Source organism: Mesorhizobium sp. LNHC229A00, from assembly GCF_000502415.1.
Taxonomy (GTDB): domain Bacteria; phylum Pseudomonadota; class Alphaproteobacteria; order Rhizobiales; family Rhizobiaceae; genus Mesorhizobium.
In genome coordinates, this window is sequence record NZ_AYWQ01000006.1 from 350,939 (window position 1) to 366,702 (window position 15,764).

Annotated in this window: 14 protein-coding genes; 12 read left to right on the forward strand and 2 right to left on the reverse strand. The window is 64.9% G+C overall.

The window, feature by feature from the left end; translation table 11 throughout:
* The first annotated feature begins 3 nt into the window (after positions 1-3).
* The 6 genes from X742_RS155660 (at position 4) to X742_RS155635 (ending at position 6,277) form a co-directional block, all read left to right on the forward strand.
* Positions 4-1,449: a hypothetical protein gene (locus tag X742_RS155660; RefSeq protein ID WP_023772237.1), complete on the forward strand. Its 1,446-nt coding sequence runs from the start codon at positions 4-6 to the stop codon at positions 1,447-1,449.
* Positions 1,450-1,606: 157 nt separating this feature from the next.
* Positions 1,607-2,911 carry an ABC transporter substrate-binding protein gene (locus tag X742_RS155655; protein ID WP_023772238.1) on the forward strand — a complete coding sequence of 435 codons (1,305 nt, stop codon included), beginning with the start codon at positions 1,607-1,609 and terminating at the stop codon, positions 2,909-2,911.
* 102 nt (positions 2,912-3,013) lie between these two features.
* On the forward strand, positions 3,014-3,895 hold the full coding sequence (locus tag X742_RS155650) for a branched-chain amino acid ABC transporter permease (RefSeq protein WP_023772239.1): 882 nt from the start codon (positions 3,014-3,016) through the stop codon (positions 3,893-3,895).
* On the forward strand, positions 3,892-4,854 hold the full coding sequence (locus X742_RS155645; protein WP_023772240.1) for a branched-chain amino acid ABC transporter permease: 963 nt from the start codon (positions 3,892-3,894) through the stop codon (positions 4,852-4,854). The genes X742_RS155650 and X742_RS155645 overlap by 4 nt, the downstream gene beginning before the upstream one ends.
* Complete coding sequence (locus X742_RS155640) at positions 4,851-5,576, forward strand: ABC transporter ATP-binding protein (protein WP_023772241.1); 726 nt, start codon at positions 4,851-4,853, stop codon at positions 5,574-5,576. Before X742_RS155645 ends, X742_RS155640 begins: the two co-directional genes overlap by 4 nt.
* Positions 5,573-6,277 carry an ABC transporter ATP-binding protein gene (locus X742_RS155635; RefSeq protein ID WP_023772242.1) on the forward strand — a complete coding sequence of 235 codons (705 nt, stop codon included), beginning with the start codon at positions 5,573-5,575 and terminating at the stop codon, positions 6,275-6,277. Before X742_RS155640 ends, X742_RS155635 begins: the two co-directional genes overlap by 4 nt.
* Here the strand turns inward: X742_RS155635 and X742_RS155630 are convergent, their stop codons facing one another.
* Both X742_RS155630 and pncA read right to left on the reverse strand, forming a co-directional pair.
* The gene (locus tag X742_RS155630) at positions 6,278-7,648 is read right to left on the reverse strand and encodes a sodium:proton antiporter (protein ID WP_032924832.1); all 1,371 of its coding nucleotides are present in this window, start codon (positions 7,646-7,648) and stop codon (positions 6,278-6,280) included.
* A 66-nt stretch (positions 7,649-7,714) separates the two neighbouring features.
* Positions 7,715-8,326 (reverse strand): bifunctional nicotinamidase/pyrazinamidase, encoded by a 612-nt coding sequence (gene pncA / locus X742_RS155625; RefSeq protein ID WP_023772244.1) that lies wholly within the window; start codon positions 8,324-8,326, stop codon positions 7,715-7,717.
* Between the two features lie 326 nt (positions 8,327-8,652).
* Between pncA and X742_RS155615 the strand changes: the two genes are divergently transcribed.
* The 6 genes from X742_RS155615 to X742_RS155590 all read left to right on the forward strand — a co-directional run bounded on the left by X742_RS155615 (position 8,653) and on the right by X742_RS155590 (position 15,714).
* The gene (locus X742_RS155615; RefSeq protein ID WP_023772247.1) at positions 8,653-9,504 is read left to right on the forward strand and encodes a xanthine dehydrogenase family protein subunit M; all 852 of its coding nucleotides are present in this window, start codon (positions 8,653-8,655) and stop codon (positions 9,502-9,504) included.
* A complete protein-coding gene (locus X742_RS155610) occupies positions 9,504-12,257 on the forward strand; it encodes a molybdopterin-dependent oxidoreductase (protein ID WP_023772248.1) in 2,754 nt (917 codons plus the stop codon). The genes X742_RS155615 and X742_RS155610 overlap by 1 nt, the downstream gene beginning before the upstream one ends.
* The gene (locus tag X742_RS155605; protein WP_023772249.1) at positions 12,254-13,795 is read left to right on the forward strand and encodes a hypothetical protein; all 1,542 of its coding nucleotides are present in this window, start codon (positions 12,254-12,256) and stop codon (positions 13,793-13,795) included. The genes X742_RS155610 and X742_RS155605 overlap by 4 nt, the downstream gene beginning before the upstream one ends.
* Positions 13,795-14,679 carry a thiamine biosynthesis protein ApbE gene (locus X742_RS155600; protein WP_023772250.1) on the forward strand — a complete coding sequence of 295 codons (885 nt, stop codon included), beginning with the start codon at positions 13,795-13,797 and terminating at the stop codon, positions 14,677-14,679. Before X742_RS155605 ends, X742_RS155600 begins: the two co-directional genes overlap by 1 nt.
* A complete protein-coding gene (locus X742_RS155595) occupies positions 14,672-15,256 on the forward strand; it encodes an amino acid synthesis family protein (RefSeq protein ID WP_023772251.1) in 585 nt (194 codons plus the stop codon). The genes X742_RS155600 and X742_RS155595 overlap by 8 nt, the downstream gene beginning before the upstream one ends.
* On the forward strand, positions 15,253-15,714 hold the full coding sequence (locus X742_RS155590) for a MarR family transcriptional regulator (RefSeq protein ID WP_023772252.1): 462 nt from the start codon (positions 15,253-15,255) through the stop codon (positions 15,712-15,714). The genes X742_RS155595 and X742_RS155590 overlap by 4 nt, the downstream gene beginning before the upstream one ends.
* Positions 15,715-15,764 lie beyond the last annotated feature (50 nt).

A 15,764-nucleotide genomic window follows, 5' to 3' on the forward strand; every position in this document is an offset into this window, starting at 1 on the left:
GGGATGGGCGGACTCTTGGACAGTTCGAGTTCCGCCGTAGAACGCCTCCGTCTGCCGTTTGCCTTGTCGTTCTCGGCCTTGTGGCTCGTCTCCCCCACTCCCGCCTTCGCCCACGCCTCCGACCGTGGCCACGTCCTGCTCCTCCCCACCGGCTACTACATTATCGGCGGCGCCTTTGCCGTCGCCGCCAGTTTCCTTGTCTTGGCATTGCTGCCGCCCGACACCGTCGACCGTTTCTGGCGCCGACGCCTACCGCTATTCGCCTTCGGTGACAGCGTCCGCGCCGCCATCAGCCTGATCTCATTTGCCGGCTTTGCAATTCTCCTGGCCGCTGGCGTCCTCGGCAGCCGCGACCCGCTCTCCAACCCGCTGCCACTGGTGATCTGGACGCTGCTATGGGCCGGCCTGACACTGCTGCAAGGCGTGTTCGGCGATCTCTGGTCGTGGCTCAACCCTTGGTACGGCCCATGGCGGCTGCTGTCGCGGCTGATCGGCGGAAGCGATGACGGGTTCAGGCCACTTCCGCAATGGTTTGGCTGCTGGCCGGCCGTTATCCTGTTTCTAGCCTTCGCCTGGTTCGAACTCGTCTATCCCGCTCCTGACGATGCGGCGCGGCTGGCCTTTGCCGCCGGCCTCTACTGGCTGTTCACCCTGCTGGCCGCGCTGGTGTTCGGTTACGACAAATGGAGCCGCAGCGGCGAATTCCTCGGCCTGGTCTTTTCGATGGCGGCGCGTTTCGCGCCGATCGAGCGCGGGGACAAAGGCCGTCTTGCGCTGTGCTGGCCGGGCGCCAAACTGCTTCAGGCCGAGCCGCTGCCCGCCAGCGGCATCGCCTTCCTGCTGCTTGCTTTGTCCTCGGTCTCCTTCGACGGCCTGTCGAAGACTTTCTTCTGGCTCGGCCTGTTCGGCATCAACCCGCTCGAATTTCCGGGCCGCACGGCCGTGATCGGCAGTGGGACGCTCGGGCTCGTTGTGACATTCGCGTTGCTCGCGGCGGTGTTCCTGCTTGCCGTCGTGCTCGGCCAGCGTCTTGCCCGCGGCGACAAGCCTTTCGCCCAGGCAGCGGGCATGCTGGTGTGGTCGATCGTGCCGATCGCGCTCGCCTACCATGTCGCGCATTATCTGACGGCGCTGCTCGTCGACGGCCAATATGCGCTGGCCTCCCTGTCCGATCCCTTCGCGCTTGGCTGGAACCTGTTCGGCACCGCCGACATGCAGGTCGAGGCCGGCATCGTCGCCGGCGCGGCGTCGGCATGGTGGCTGTGGAATGTCCAGGCGGGCGCCATCATCCTTGGCCATGTGCTCGCTGTCCTCGTCGCGCACGGCTTTGCCTGGCGCCTGCATCCCCAGCCTGCCCGCGCCGCGCTCAGTCAGTTTCCGCTCACCGTGTTGATGATCGCCTACACCATTTTCGGTCTCTGGCTGCTTGCCACGCCGACAGTCGGATGAGACAAGCCATCTCCTGTGAGCCATGCCCCACGGAAAGCTCGCTTGCCAGACCAAGGCTTTGGTGATTTAGTTTGTACACATGCAATTTTGCATCCTCTTGCCGAGGATGTTCGAGCCGCCTTATCGTTGGTCAAAACACAAAAACAGGGGAACGAACGTGACTGACAAGAACGGATTTTTCGATCTCTCCAAAACCACACTCACCCGCCGTACCACGCTGAAGGGCCTCGCCGCCGGCGCTGGCCTCGCCATGGCGCCCGGCTTCGTCCGCTATTCCCAGGCACAGAGTTCGGCGCCGATCAAGATCGGCTTCCAGTCGCACCGTACCGGCATTGGCGCCGCCTACGGCCGCTGGTACGAGAAGACGACCGCCGCCGCGATCAAGGCGATCAATGCCGCCGGCGGCATCAATGGCCGCCAGGTCGAGGTGATCATCGAGGATGACGGCACCGATCCCGGCCGCGGCGCCGAAGTGGTCGGGAAGTTCGCCACCCAGCACAAAACCGACATCGTCTTCGGTACGCTGTTCTCGCATGTCGTCATTGGATCGGCGCCTGCCGCCGGCGAAAACAAGATGCCCTACTTCGTCGTCAGCGAAGGTCACCACGTCGCCTCGACCAAGCTCAACCGTTATGTCTTCCAGCCCGGCATCACCGACGTGAAGAGCCAAATCCAGTCGATGGCGCCATGGATCGCGGCCAATGCCGGCAAGAAGGTGACGCAGATATTCCCCGATTTCGCCTTCGGCTATGACCATCGCGACTACCTGCCGCCGGCGCTGAAGGCGCAAGGCGCCGAGGTGATCGCGCAGATCGCCATTCCGCCGACGGAATCGTCCTTCACCAAGTACTTTCCGCAGATCCCGCCCGAGACCGAGGTGATCTACCACGTCATGGTCGGCCCGGCGGTGCTCACCTTCGTCAAGGAACTCGGCGAGTTCTACGGTTCCAGCCGGCCGCAACTCTTCGGCTTCATCGATTCGCTGGAAGCTGTCGACATCAACAGCCCCGGCCTCGAATTCCTCGACGGCAGCCATTTCTGGGAAGGTTCGCCGCGCTACGCCCAGTCCGACGACACCGAAGCGCAGAAGGCCTATCGGGCCGCTGTCGGCATCGACGACAACGGCGCCGCCGTCGGCGACGCCAAGGACGTCTCCACCGCCGCGCACATGTTCGGCTGCTGGGAAACGCTCTACGTCGTCAAGAAGGCGATGGAAGACGCCGGCTACAAGGGGCCGGAAGACCGCGCCAAACTGGTCGAGGCGACCGAGGCGCTGAAGGAATTCGCCGAAGGCCCGGAGCATCCGCAGGGTCCAAAAACCTTCAACGGCAAGATCCACCAGTGCTTTGGCATCCAGAACATCTCCAAGGTCGAGGGCGGCAAGCTGAAGGTCGTGCACAAGACCAAGATCGAGGACGGGCTTTACGAGGCCGAAGGGGATTACACGACGCAGGCGCTGTGAACTCATTCCAGCCAGCGTGAGCGCCAGGCCACCTCCCTCTACCCTGCCGGGCCGGGCAGGGCAGAGGGAGGCGCTTCGCGCCACCTATCGGGCGTGTAATCGATGCACTTCGGACCCCACCTTCTCCTCGCAACCCTTGAAGGCCTCGTCACCTCGGCCGTGCTGGCGCTGACGGCGCTGGGATTGTCGCTGGTGTTCGGCGTCATGCGTGTCGTCAACGTCGCCCATGGCGAGTTCTTCATGCTGGGCGCCGTGCTTGCCTGGGCGATCACATCGGCAATTGGCGGCCATCCGGCTCTTGGCTTCCTGGCGGCGCTGGTTATCGCGCCGCTGATCGTCGGCGCCATCGCGCTGGTCGCCGAACGGCTGGTGCTGCGCCGGCTCAACTACAATCCGGAAGCCACCATCGTCGCCACCATCGGCATGCTCTACATCATCCAGCAGCTGGCGCTGACCTTCTATGGCCCCGAAGCGCGGCCCGTGGAGCCGCCATTCAGCTATCGCATCCTTCTGCCGTGGTTCGGCTATTCCGGCTACAAGCTGTCGATCATCGCCGCATCCGCTCTTCTGCTGATCGCGACATGGCTGGTGCTGACGCGCACCAGGATCGGCCTTGTCATGCGTGCCACGCAGTATGACAGCGAGACGGCGCAGGCCTTCGGTATCCCGGTCGGCCGCGTCTATGGCGGCGTCTTCGCGCTCGGCGCCATGCTGGCGGCGATCGCCGCGGTGCTGATCGTGCCCATCAGCCAGGCGCACTACCTGATGGGGCAGGATCCGCTGCTCTTGTCCTTCATCGTCGTCATCATCGGCGGCCTAGGCTCGTTGCGCGGCACGGTCGTCGCCGCCGTGCTGATCGGCCTCTCCGACGGCATCATATCGATGTTCTTCTCGCCGACGCTGGCCAAGATCATCGCCACGCTGCTGGTCGCCATGGTGCTGGTGTTCCGGCCGCAAGGCCTGTTCGGGACGACATCGCGATGAGCGAAGCTTCGCCGGCAAAGGCCTATGCGCTGCATCTCGGCGTGATTGCCCTGCTCTTCATGCTGAGCTTCCTCTTGCCTGGCTATTACCACGGCCTGCTCGCCCGCATCATGGTGCTGGCGGTCTTCGCCATGGGCTACAACATGCTGTTCGGCTATGTCGGCCTGCTCAGCCTCGGCCATGCGATGTTCTTTGGCGCCGGGCTTTATGGCGCCGGCCTTGCCGTCATCCAGCTCGGCTGGAGCGTGCCACTGGCGTTCATCGCCGGCATCGCCTGCGGCGCGGCGTTGGGGCTGGTGATCGGCCTCCTGGCGCTGCGCACCACGGGCGTCGCCTTCATGATCGTCACCATGATGTTCGCGCAGGTGTTTTATCTGGCCATCCTCTATTTCGCGACCTGGACCGGCGGCGATCAGGGTCAGGTGGTGCCGCAATCGGCGCGTGTTCTCAATCTCGGCGCCACCTCGCTCGATCTCACCAACCCGACCGTACGCTACATGACGGCGCTCGGCTTGTTTTCGCTCGTGCTGCTGATCACGCTTGCTGTCGTCCGGTCCAGATACGGTCGCGTGCTGATCGCGATCCGGGAGAATGAGGAACGCACCAAGATGCTGGGCTACGACACCTTCTCCGACAAGCTTGCCGCCGTTGTCGTCTCCGGCACGATCTGCGCGGCGTCCGGCGCCGCCTACGCACTGCTGTTCGGCTATGTCGGGTCGAGTTTCGCCTCGGTACAGTATTCGATCCTGCCGCTGCTGTGGGTGCTGCTCGGCGGTGCGGCCACAACGCTTGGACCACTGATCGGCACGGTGTTCATGTACTATGTCATCGACGTCACCAGCGGCTACACGTCGGCCTACCTGCTGATCGTCGGCATAGCACTCATTCTGCTGGTGCTGTTTTTCCCGAAAGGCATTCTCGGCACCATCCGCCAGCGCTGGCTCGGATGGCTGCCATGACGCCGCTGCTGACCACGAAGGGCCTGTCGCGCAGCTTTGGCGGCCTGCATGCGGTCGACAATGTCGATTTCACCCTGATGCCGGGCGAGATCCGCGCCGTCATCGGTCCGAACGGCGCCGGCAAGACAACCTTCGTCAGTCTGATCAGCGGCCGCATCCAGCCGTCTTCGGGCGCGATCGTCTTCGACGGCGCCGATATCACCAGCCAGCCGGCCTATATCAGGGTGCGCCAGGGAATCGCCTATACGTTCCAGATCACCAGCGTCTTCGCCAATCTCAGCGCCTACGACAATGTCGCGTTGCCCGTGCAACGGACCCTGAGCGATGGGCGCTCGAAAGGCGCGGTGGGCGCGGGCGTCATGTCGGCCCTCGAACGCACGGGCCTGGCCGACCGCGCCCATATGCCGGCCGGTCAGTTGTCATATGGTCACCAGCGCCTGCTGGAGGTGGCGATGGGCTTGGCGCTCAAGCCGCGGCTGCTGATCCTCGACGAGCCGACGCAGGGGCTCGCCGACAGCGAGATCGACAATTTCATCGCGCTGGTGCGCGACATCGCCAAAGGCGCGACCGTGCTGCTGATCGAGCACAACATGCCGGTCGTGATGCAGCTTGCCGACCGCATCACCGTCTTCAACGCCGGCAGGATCCTGGCCGAGGGCACACCCGAAGCCATCCGCGAGAACGCGGCGGTTCAGGAAGCCTATCTGGGAACGGCACCATGACTGAGGCGAGCAAGGCCGAATCGCTGACGATTTCCGGGCTCGATTGCTTCTATGGCGAGGTCCAGGTGCTCTATGGGCTCGACCTGGTGCTGAACAAGGGAGAGGTGCTGTGCCTGTTCGGCCGCAACGGCGCCGGCAAGACGACGACGCTGAAGGCGATCATGGGCCTGGTTCCGGTGCGTGCCGGCTCGATCAGGCTCGCAGGGCAGGAATTGACCGGCCTGCCGGCGCATGAAGTGCCGAAGGCTGGTGTCGCCTACGTGCCACAGGGCAGGCGGCTGTTCGCCGAGATGACGGTGGCCGGCAGCAGAAGCAGCGACGACGCGAAGATCGGCGGGATGNTTCTCGACCTCTTCCCGCTGCTGCGCCAGCGGCTACGGCAGCGGTCGGGCACCTTGTCCGGGGGCGAGCAGCAGATGCTGGCCATGGCGCGCGCGCTTTGCCTTGAGCCGCAGGTGCTGTTGCTCGACGAGCCGACCGAAGGGTTGATGCCGTCGATGATCGCCAAGATCCGCGAGACGGTGTCGAAGCTGCGCGAGATGGAGGTCTCCACCATCCTGGTCGAGCAGCGGGTCGATGCCGTGCTGTCGGTCGCCGATCGTGTCTGCTTTATTGAAAACGGCCGCAACCGCGAGACGGTCGATGTCGAGGCCCTGCGCGTCGACCCGTCCGCGGTCCGGCGCTATGTCGGCGTGGGTTGATCAACCGAAAAACAGAAAACCCGCGACCAAGAAGGTCGGGACCAGCACCAGCCCGGACCACAGCATATACCCAAAGAAGCCCGGCATCTTGACGCCGCGATGCCTGGCAATGGCATAGACCATGAAGTTNATATAGGTGTTGGCGCCCATGAACACGGCGCCGGCCGAGATCGCGGCAAGTGTCGAGGCGAACTCCGTCATCAGGTGGCGGGGATCGCCGCCCGCCAGCTCGAAAAACACCAGATAGGTCGGTGCATTGTCGAGGAAGGACGACAATGCACCGGTCAGCCAGAAATAGGCGAGGTCGTTGGGCGTGCCTTGCGCCGACGTGACGAGCGCGACCAGCGGCGCCAGCGCACCGTTGTGGCCGGCCCTCAAAATGGCGACGACCGGGACGATGCAGATGAAGATGCCGGCGAACAATTTGGCCACTTCCGCGATCGGACTCCAGTTGAAGCCGTTCGCCTCGCGGTGGCTCTTGTAGGAGAGCGGAAGCGATAGCAGGGCCAGCGCGAGGATGATCACGTCGCGGACCAGGTTCTGCAGTTCGAGACCGACGCCGAACACGGAAAAACTCACGCCCGGCTTCCACGCCGCCGACAGCAGGATGGCGCCGATCACACCGGCCAGCAGCTGGAGGTTGGCGAGGCCGCGCAGGCGCACCTTCGTATCGGGTGTCGGATCCTTGATCTTCGGTGCGCCAGCCTCGCGCCGGTGCAGGATGAGGTCGATCGCCAGGAACGCCGCCAGCACGACGAGGCCAACGAACAGCGTCTCTCGGTAGAGGTTGGTGGTCGTCCAGAAGAAATCGACGCCGCGCAGGAAGCCGACGAACAGCGGGGGGTCGCCGAGCGGCGTCAGCGAGCCGCCGATGTTGGACACCAGGAAAATGAAGAAGATGACGACATGGGCATTGAAAGGCCTGTTGTCGTTGGCGCGCAGGATCGGCCGGATCAGGATCATCGAGGCGCCGGTCGTGCCGATCACCGAGGCCAGCAGCGCCCCGACGATCAGCAGCCCGGCATTGACCAGCGGTGTGCCGTGGATGTTGCCGGCAAGCAGGATGCCGCCTGAAATCGTGTAAAGCGCAAACAGCAGGACAATGAACGACATGTATTCCGTGAGCAGCGCGTGCAGAACTGCCTCGGTTGCCGCGGGAGCACCGAAGGCAATCGCGAGCGGCACGATCACCAGCGCCGCCCACAAGCCCGCGATCTTACCATAGTGATGTTCCCATACATGGTGGAACAGCAGCGGCCCGGTCGCGATCGACAACAGCAGCCCGGCAAAAGGCAGCGCCCACCAGAAAGACATGGCGGCGCCGGGCAGGCCGTGCTCTTCGGCCGCGAAGGCCTGTGATGGAAACAGCATCGCGACGACGATCGCGCTGCCCGCCCCGGTCGCTATCGGCAAGTATCCCCTTCTGCCCGCCACGAGTCAGCCCGATGTGTGATCTTCGAGCGTCACGCCGGCATCGCGCATCTTCGCCAGCATTGTCTCGATCGATCCGTTGAGATCGATGCCACGGCAGGCATCGAGCCTGACCGTGGTTCTAAACCCTAGTTTGACCGCGTCCAGCGCCGAGAACGCGACGCAGAAATCGGTCGCCAGGCCGACCAGGGTCAGTGTGTCGATGCCGCGCTCCCGCAGATAGCCGGCGAGCCCCGTGGGCGTCGCGTGATCATTCTCGAAGAAGGCGGAATAGCTGTCGATGGCGGGGCGAAAGCCCTTGCGGATGACGAGTTCGGCCTTGGTCCAGGCAAGGCCGGAGTGGAAATCCGAGCCGAGACTGCCCTGGATGCAATGGTCCGGCCACAGCGTCTGCGGACCATAGGGCATCTCGATCGTCGAATAGGGCTGCGACCCCGGGTGGCTGGAGGCAAAACTGGAATGGCCGGCCGGGTGCCAGTCCTGTGTTAGCACGACATGGTCTGTTCGCCGGATCATGTCATTGACCAGCGGCACGATCTCGTCGCCGCCCGCAACGGCCAGCGCGCCGCCCGGACAAAAGTCGTTCTGCAGGTCGATGACTACGAGCGCTTCGGCCATGGGCTTCCTTCCTGTCAGGCTGGGGTCGGGCTTCGAACGAGGCACCCGGCGAAAGAAAAAGCCGCTGGCGCGACTGGAGGAGAAACTTGACCAGATGGCGGGCCGCGTCAACCTCCAGCGGCATAACAAATGCGTGGCGATGCCAGCCAGACGGGTGCCGGCGCAAACTCTGGCTTTGACAATTTCCGCCGTCTTGATATCATTTGCATACGAATGAATTTACCGGTCAAAGCCGGTAAAGACCATCTCTGGGCAAGCGCCTTGGGAGGGCCAATTTCGGGGAAGGCCTACCTTATCGGGAAGGCCCACCTGTCGGGAAGGAAAGCGTGATCCGTTACGCGAAACCCACCACGGTCGACGAAGCACTCGCGCTGCTTGGCGGGGACGCTTGGCGTATCCTTTCGGGTGGCACGGATTTCTATCCGGCGCAGGGCAGCAAACCATTTCGTGACAATGTCCTCGACATCAACGGCCTGACAGCGCTACGCGGCATCGCCGAGACCGGCAGCCACTGGATCATCGGCGCGCGCACGACATGGGCCGACATCATCCGCCATCCCTTGCCACCGGCCTTCGCGGCGCTGAAACAGGCCGCGCGGGAAGTGGGTTCACCACAAATCCAGAACGTCGCCTCCGTCGCCGGCAATCTCTGCAACGCCTCGCCGGCCGCCGACGGTGTGCCGGGGCTGCTGGTCCTTGATGCCGAGGTCGAGCTGCGCTCGGCGACGGCGACGCGCCATCTGCCCTTGTCGGCGTTCATCCTCGGCAATCGCCGTACGGCTTTGCGGCCTGGCGAGATGCTGACGGCCATCCACGTGCCGAAACCCGCCGGCACATCGGCCTTCGTCAAGCTCGGGGCGCGGCGCTATCTCGTTATTTCCATTGCCATGGTGGCGGTGCGTCTGGCTGGCGAGAATGGCACTGTCGCGCAGGCGGCCGTCGCCGTCGGCTCGTGTTCCGCCGTGGCGAGGCGGCTTGCCGGTGTCGAGGCGGCGCTGCTCGGGCTTCCCCTGGACGCCGGGCTTGTTGCCGCGGTCCGGTCGGCGCCGATGGCTGAACTGCAGCCGATCGCCGATGTGCGCGGCAGCGCCGAATACAGGCTCGACGCGGTGCGCGAGATCGTTGCGCGCGCCGCGCTTGAGGCCGCGCGCAAGCCCTCGGACGACAAGGTGGCCTGATGAGCATGGATCGCGCCGATATCGCCTTCGCGGTCAATGGCGCCGCCGTTTCGGTCAACGTGCCACCGCTGCGCCGGCTGTCCTCGGTGCTGCGTGACGAATTGCGGCTGACCGGCACAAAGGTCGGCTGCGACGCTGGCGACTGCGGCGCCTGCACGGTGCTGGTCGACGGCGATCCCGTCTGCGCCTGCCTGATGTCGACGGCCTCCGCTGCCGGCACTATGGTGACGACGGTCGAGGGCCTCGCCAATGGTCACCTGTCGGCGCTGCAAGCCTCGTTTCTGGCGCATGGCGCCGCGCAATGCGGCATCTGCACGCCGGCGCTGCTGGTCGCGGCGTCAGCGCTGCTGGACACGAAACCCAGGCCGAGCGAGACCGAGGTGCAGGATGCGTTGGGCGGTATCCTCTGCCGCTGCACCGGTTACCGGAAGATCATCACCGCGGTGATGGAGGCTTCCCTCCAGACCGCGAGCCTGGACTTCCGTCTGCCTCGGTCCGGCCACGCCATCGGTGCGTCGCCGGTAAGGCTCGACGGTGTGCCAAAGGTGACCGGTGCCGAGAAATTCGGCGGCGATTCCTTCCCAGCCGATGCGCTTGCGGTGCTGGTGATCCGCTCGCCGCATCATCATGCCGGCTTCGCCTTCGGCGACATCGATGGCTGGGCAAGCAGCCATCCCGGTATCATGGGCGTTTTCACGGCCGCCGATATCCCGGGAAAAAACTGCTTCGGCGTTATCGGCCCGTTCGCCGACCAGCCGGCGTTGGCCGAGGGCTTTGCCCGGCTTCGCGGCGAGGCTGTCGCGCTGGTCGCCGGCGAGCGCGAGGCGATCCTCGATCTGGATCTGTCGGATTTCCCTGTCCGCTGGACCGAACTGCCGCATGTGCTCCAGCCAGGCGATGCGCAGGCCGAAGGTGCGGCGCTGATCCATGAGAACCGCCCGGCCAATTTGCTGACCAAGGGCTTCGTCGAACGCGGCGATCCCGAGTCGGCACTTGCCAACTCGGCCTTTACCGTCAGCGGCACGATCGACACCTCCTATGTCGAGCACGCCTATATCGAACCGGAAGCCGGCTATGCATATCTCGACGGCGACACGCTCGTCGTCGTCGCCTGCACGCAGGCGCCTTACATGGATCGTGACGACACGGCGAAAGTGCTCGGCCTTGCCGTCGACAAGGTGCGCATCGTGCCGACCGCGACCGGCGGTGGCTTCGGCTCCAAGCTCGACGTTTCCCTGCAGCCGCTGATCGGCCTTGTCGCGCTGAAGACCGGGCGGCCCGCGGCCCTTGCCTACACCCGCAACGAATCCATGATGTCGACCACGAAGCGCCATCCGGCACGGATGAGAGCCACCGTCGGCGCAGATGCCGAAGGCCATGTCATAGGCATGATCTTCGAAGGCGATTTCAACACCGGCGCCTATGCGAGCTGGGGGCCGACGGTCGCTAACCGCGTGCCGGTGCATGCCTCCGGCCCTTATTTCACGCCGAATTACCGCGCCGAGGGCCGCGCCATCCACACAAATGGGCCGATTGCCGGTGCCTTCCGTGGCTTCGGCGTGCCGCAGGCGACGATCATGCAAGAGACGCTCTATGACGAGCTCGCCGGCAAACTCGGCATGGATCGGCTGGATTTTCGCCTGAAGAACTGCCTTCGGAACGGATCCGAAACGGTTACCGGGCAGCTCCTGGACTCCGGCGTCGGCATTGCCGAATGCCTCGAAGCGTTGCGGCCGCCTTGGGCGCGGGCGACAGCCGATGCCGATGCTTTCAACAGCGCCAATCTGGATAGAAAACGCGGCGTCGGCGTCGCTTCGTGCTGGTATGGCTGCGGCAACACCTCGCTGCCCAATCCGTCGACCATCCGGGTCGGTATAGCGGCTGACGGCGCGGTTATCCTGCATCAGGGCGCGGTCGATATCGGCCAAGGATCCAACACCGTCATCACGCAGATCTGCGCCGACGCACTCGGCCTGCCGCTGGAAAAATTCAAACTGAAGAGCGCCGATACGGCGATCAGTCCCGACGCCGGCAAGACCTCGGCCTCGCGCCAGACCTTCGTCACCGGCAAGGCGGCCGAGAAGGCAGGACGCGCCCTGCGCGAAAAGATCCTGCGCTTTGCCAATGTCTCGGACAAGGCTTCGCTTGAACTGGATGGCTCGGCGATCGTCATCCGCGAAGGCGAGGCGACACGAAGCATCGATCTTGACGCGCTCGACGTGGANGCGGACGGCTTCGTCTTCCGTGCCGAGGAGACCTATGACCCGCCAACACTGCCGCTCGATGCCAAGGGCCAGGGCAAACCCTATGCGGTCTATGGCTATGGCGCGCAGATCGCCGAACTTGAGGTCGACCTCAGGCTTGGCACGGTCAAGCTGATCAGGATCATCGCCGCGCACGACGTCGGCAAGGCGATCAACCCGCTGCTGGTCGAGGGCCAGATCGAGGGCGGTATCGCGCAAGGCATCGGCATGGCGCTGATGGAAGAATACATTCCCGGCCGCACCGAGAATTTGCATGACTATCTCATCCCGACCATCGGCGACGTGCCGCCGATCGAGACCATCCTTGTCGAGGTGCCCGATCCCGAAGGGCCGTTCGGCGCCAAGGGCCTGGGCGAGCACGTGCTGATCCCGACGGCGCCGGCAATCCTCAATGCCATTCGTCACGCCACCGGCGTGCTGGTCACCAAGGTGCCGGCAACGCCCAGCCGCATCCTGGCGGCCATCCGCGAGAAGGAGGCACGCGCATGAGCGAGCTTGCCGAGCGTTTCGAAACCCATGATCCCGGCGAGAAGCTGGTGGCGGAAAAGATCCGCTGCGACGCCTGTCCGGTCATGTGCTACATCGCTGACGGACGCACCGGCGCCTGCGACCGCTATGGCAATGTCGCGGGCCGCATCGTGCGCATGGACCCGCTGACCATCCTCGACCACGCTGCCGAGACCGGGGCTGCCATGGTGCCCTTTGTCGCCGAGGGCGAGCAGTGGGATGGCGAACTCATCAACACCGGCCGCCGCTTCGTCACGGCAATCGGCGCCGGCACAACCTATCCCGACTACAAGCCCGCTCCCTTCATCGTCAGCCAGGAGGTGGAAGGCGTCGATCTCGTCACCGTGGTGACCGAAGGCATCTTCTCCTATTGCGGCGTCAAGGTGAAGATCGATACCGACCGTCATATCGGACCCGAAACAGCTATTGTGCGGGCTGAGGGCGAAGCCATCGGCCATGTCACGACGGGAGAATATGGCTCGCAGATGCTGTCGCTGGGCGGCGTGCATCATCTGACCGGCGGCTCCAAGGCGGAAGGCCGCGCCACTTGCGATGCCCTGCTCAACCTGTGCAACAGCAAACCGGTGGAACTCACCATCGACGGCGGCGCCACGGTCATCGTCCAAGCCGGCAAACCGCCCGTCATTGACGGCAAGCAGGAACACCGCATGCGCGTCGGCTGCGGTTCGGCCACCATCGGCATGTTCGCCACGCAATGGCGCGGGCTGGTCGACGAGGTGGTGGTGGTCGACGACCACATCACCGGCGTCGTTTCCGAACACCAGGCCGGCAAGGTGTTGGGCTGGCGGGATACCGGCATCAAGATCGTCGGCCGCCGCTCGACACCGGGCCGCTATTTCAAGGTCTCCGAGCCCGGCCTCGGCTGGGGTGGCACCTCCATCTCAGATCCGCTGTCGATCCTCGGTGAATGGAACGCGAAGAAGGGCGCGCGCCCGGGCCTGTCGCTGCTGATGGTTTCGACCACCGGTGAGCAGTTCGCCTATTACGAGCTCGACGACGACTTGAAACCGGTCGAACAACCGTTTCCGGAGCGACTGCAAAAATCGGTCAACCTGATCGAGGACAATTGCGAGCCGGCTTTGTGCACCGTGCTGTTCATCGGCGGCGCCGGCGGGTCACTGCGTGCCGGCGTCACCGAAAACCCGGTCAATCTCACCCGTTCCGTGCAAGGCCTGAAAACCTACGTCACGGTCGGCGGCGCGCCGGTCTATGTCTGGCCGGGCGGCGGCATCACGCTGATGGTCGATGTCACCAGGGTTCCGCCAGGCGCCTTCGGCTATGTGCCGACGCCGGCGCTGGTGGCCCCGATCGAGTTCACGCTGCGTCGCGACGACTATGTCAGGCTAGGCGGCTACGAGGCCGAAATCCGCAGCGTCGCGGATATTGTCGCCAAGGGCGGCGAATACCTCAATCCCCGGCGCGGCACCGGTGCCGTGGCCAGCAATCCATGGCCGCCGCTGGCGCAGTTGCGCCGCGCGGGCTCGGATGGGGCCGGCTGATGGAAGGCCCGCAAGCGCATTGGCTGCAGGACGGCAAGCGGCTGCATCTCAACCATGGGCCGATCGACCTGATCGTCGAGGCCTTTGGCGAGGCTGACGAGTGTCGCGCCGCCTATGCGCAAGCCGTCGCCCGCTTCCAAACGATCCTGATCGAGTTGGTCGAGGAGCTTCCCGAGCTGCGCCTCCCGGCATTTTTCTTGGCGCCGCGAACCTTCGCCGGCCCGACGGCGCGTCGCATGGAAGCAGCCGTCATTCCCCTGGCGGAATGCTTCATCACGCCGATGGCCGCCGTCGCCGGATCGGTAGCCGACGAAATGCTTGCCGCGCTGCTTGCCGGCCGCAAGCTCGACCGCGCCTACGTCAACAATGGCGGCGACAGCGCCCTCCATCTCGACAAGGCTACGTCGATTGGCTTGGCGGTCGCCGGTACCGGCAACGGCATGGCCGACCGGATCACGATCCGCGCGCAGGATGGCGTGCGTGGTGTCGCAACCAGCGGCTGGCGTGGCCGCTCCTTCTCGCTTGGCATCGCCGATGCCGTCACCGTGCTCGCGCGCACCGGCGCCGAGGCCGACGCGGCGGCGACGCTTATCGCCAACGCCGTCGACCTGCCCGGCAATCCCGCCATCAGGCGCACTCCCGCACGCGACCTGTCGCCCGACAGCGATCTTGGCGCGCGGCTGGTGACACAAGGCGTCGGCACGCTTGCCTCTGGCGAGGTGGCGCGGGCGCTGGACAATGGCCTCGCCGTCGCCGAAGATTTTCGCCGGCGCGGCCTGATTGCCGCATCGGCGCTGTTTCTCGGCGGGGAGGTCCGTATCAGTGGCTCCGTTGCACTCGGCCCGCCCAACAAGCATGAACCGGAGGAAGTTGCCCATGCCTGAGTTTCCGATCCGCAAGATCGCGGTGCTGAGCGAAGAAATTTTTCACGACGGCGGACCGGCCGCTGCGGTGCCGCGCCGGCGCGCCGCCGCCATGGCAGTGGTCAAGAACCCTTTCGCCGGGCGCTATGTCGAGGAACTGCAGAGCGCCATGGACGATCTGAAGCCGCTCGGCCTGCTACTCGCCGACCGCTTGATCGCGGCGCTCGGCGGCGACGTGAAACAGATCGACGGCTACGGCAAGGGCGCCGTTGTCGGCAGCGCAGGCGAGCTGGAACACGGCGCGCTGTGGCATGTACCCGGCGGTTACGCGATGCGCGAGCGGCTGGGCGATGCCAAGGCGATCGTGCCTTCGGCCAAGAAGGTCGGCGCCTTCGGATCAAAGCTCGACGTGCCGCTCGGCCACATCAACGCCGCCTATGTGCGCAGCCATTTCGACGCAATGGAAGTCGGCATCAGCGACGGCCCGCGTCCTGACGAGATCCTGTTCTGCCTCGCCATGACCTGCGGCCCGCGCATCCACAACCGCATGGGTGGCCTCGCCGCGGATGACATAAAAGCCTGGGACGGGCTGCGGTGAGCGGCGAGGACAACCTGCTCAAGCTGGTCGAGGCCAAAGAGGCCGACGATCACGACTACCTCCTGCAGGAACAGGTCGGCTTCATCCTGCGCAAGGCGCACCAGCGCCATGTCTCGATTTTCGCCGCCCGTATCGCCGATCTGACGCCGCCGCAATTCGCCGCACTGGCCAAGCTGCGCGATGTCGGCGAGACCTCGCAGAACCAGCTTGGCACGTTGATCGCCATGGATGCCGCGACGGTGAAGGGCGTCATCGACCGGCTGAAGGCGCGCGGCCTTGTCGAGCTTTCCAGGCATGAGGTCGACAAAAGGCGCCTGCTGGTCAATCTGACGGCCGAGGGCCGCGACGCGATCGAGCGGCTGATCCCGCTTGCCCGGGAAATCACACAGGAAACGCTTGCGCCGCTCACGAACAAGGAAATCGCCACCTTCATGAAGCTGCTGGCGAAGCTGGCGTAGATCGGCCGGCGGCGAGGTCCTTTCCTCTCCCCCGTCGATCGGGGGAGAGG

Coding starts and splice junctions, on each gene's coding strand:
- X742_RS155660 (WP_023772237.1), top strand. CDS start 4: ATGGGCGGACTCTTGGACAGTTCGAGTTCCGCCGTAGAACGCCTCCGT.
- X742_RS155650 (WP_023772239.1), top strand. CDS start 3,014: ATGCACTTCGGACCCCACCTTCTCCTCGCAACCCTTGAAGGCCTCGTC.
- X742_RS155645 (WP_023772240.1), top strand. CDS start 3,892: ATGAGCGAAGCTTCGCCGGCAAAGGCCTATGCGCTGCATCTCGGCGTG.
- X742_RS155640 (WP_023772241.1), top strand. CDS start 4,851: ATGACGCCGCTGCTGACCACGAAGGGCCTGTCGCGCAGCTTTGGCGGC.
- pncA (WP_023772244.1), bottom strand. CDS start 8,326: ATGGCCGAAGCGCTCGTAGTCATCGACCTGCAGAACGACTTTTGTCCG.
- X742_RS155605 (WP_023772249.1), top strand. CDS start 12,254: ATGAGCGAGCTTGCCGAGCGTTTCGAAACCCATGATCCCGGCGAGAAG.
- X742_RS155600 (WP_023772250.1), top strand. CDS start 13,795: ATGGAAGGCCCGCAAGCGCATTGGCTGCAGGACGGCAAGCGGCTGCAT.
- X742_RS155595 (WP_023772251.1), top strand. CDS start 14,672: ATGCCTGAGTTTCCGATCCGCAAGATCGCGGTGCTGAGCGAAGAAATT.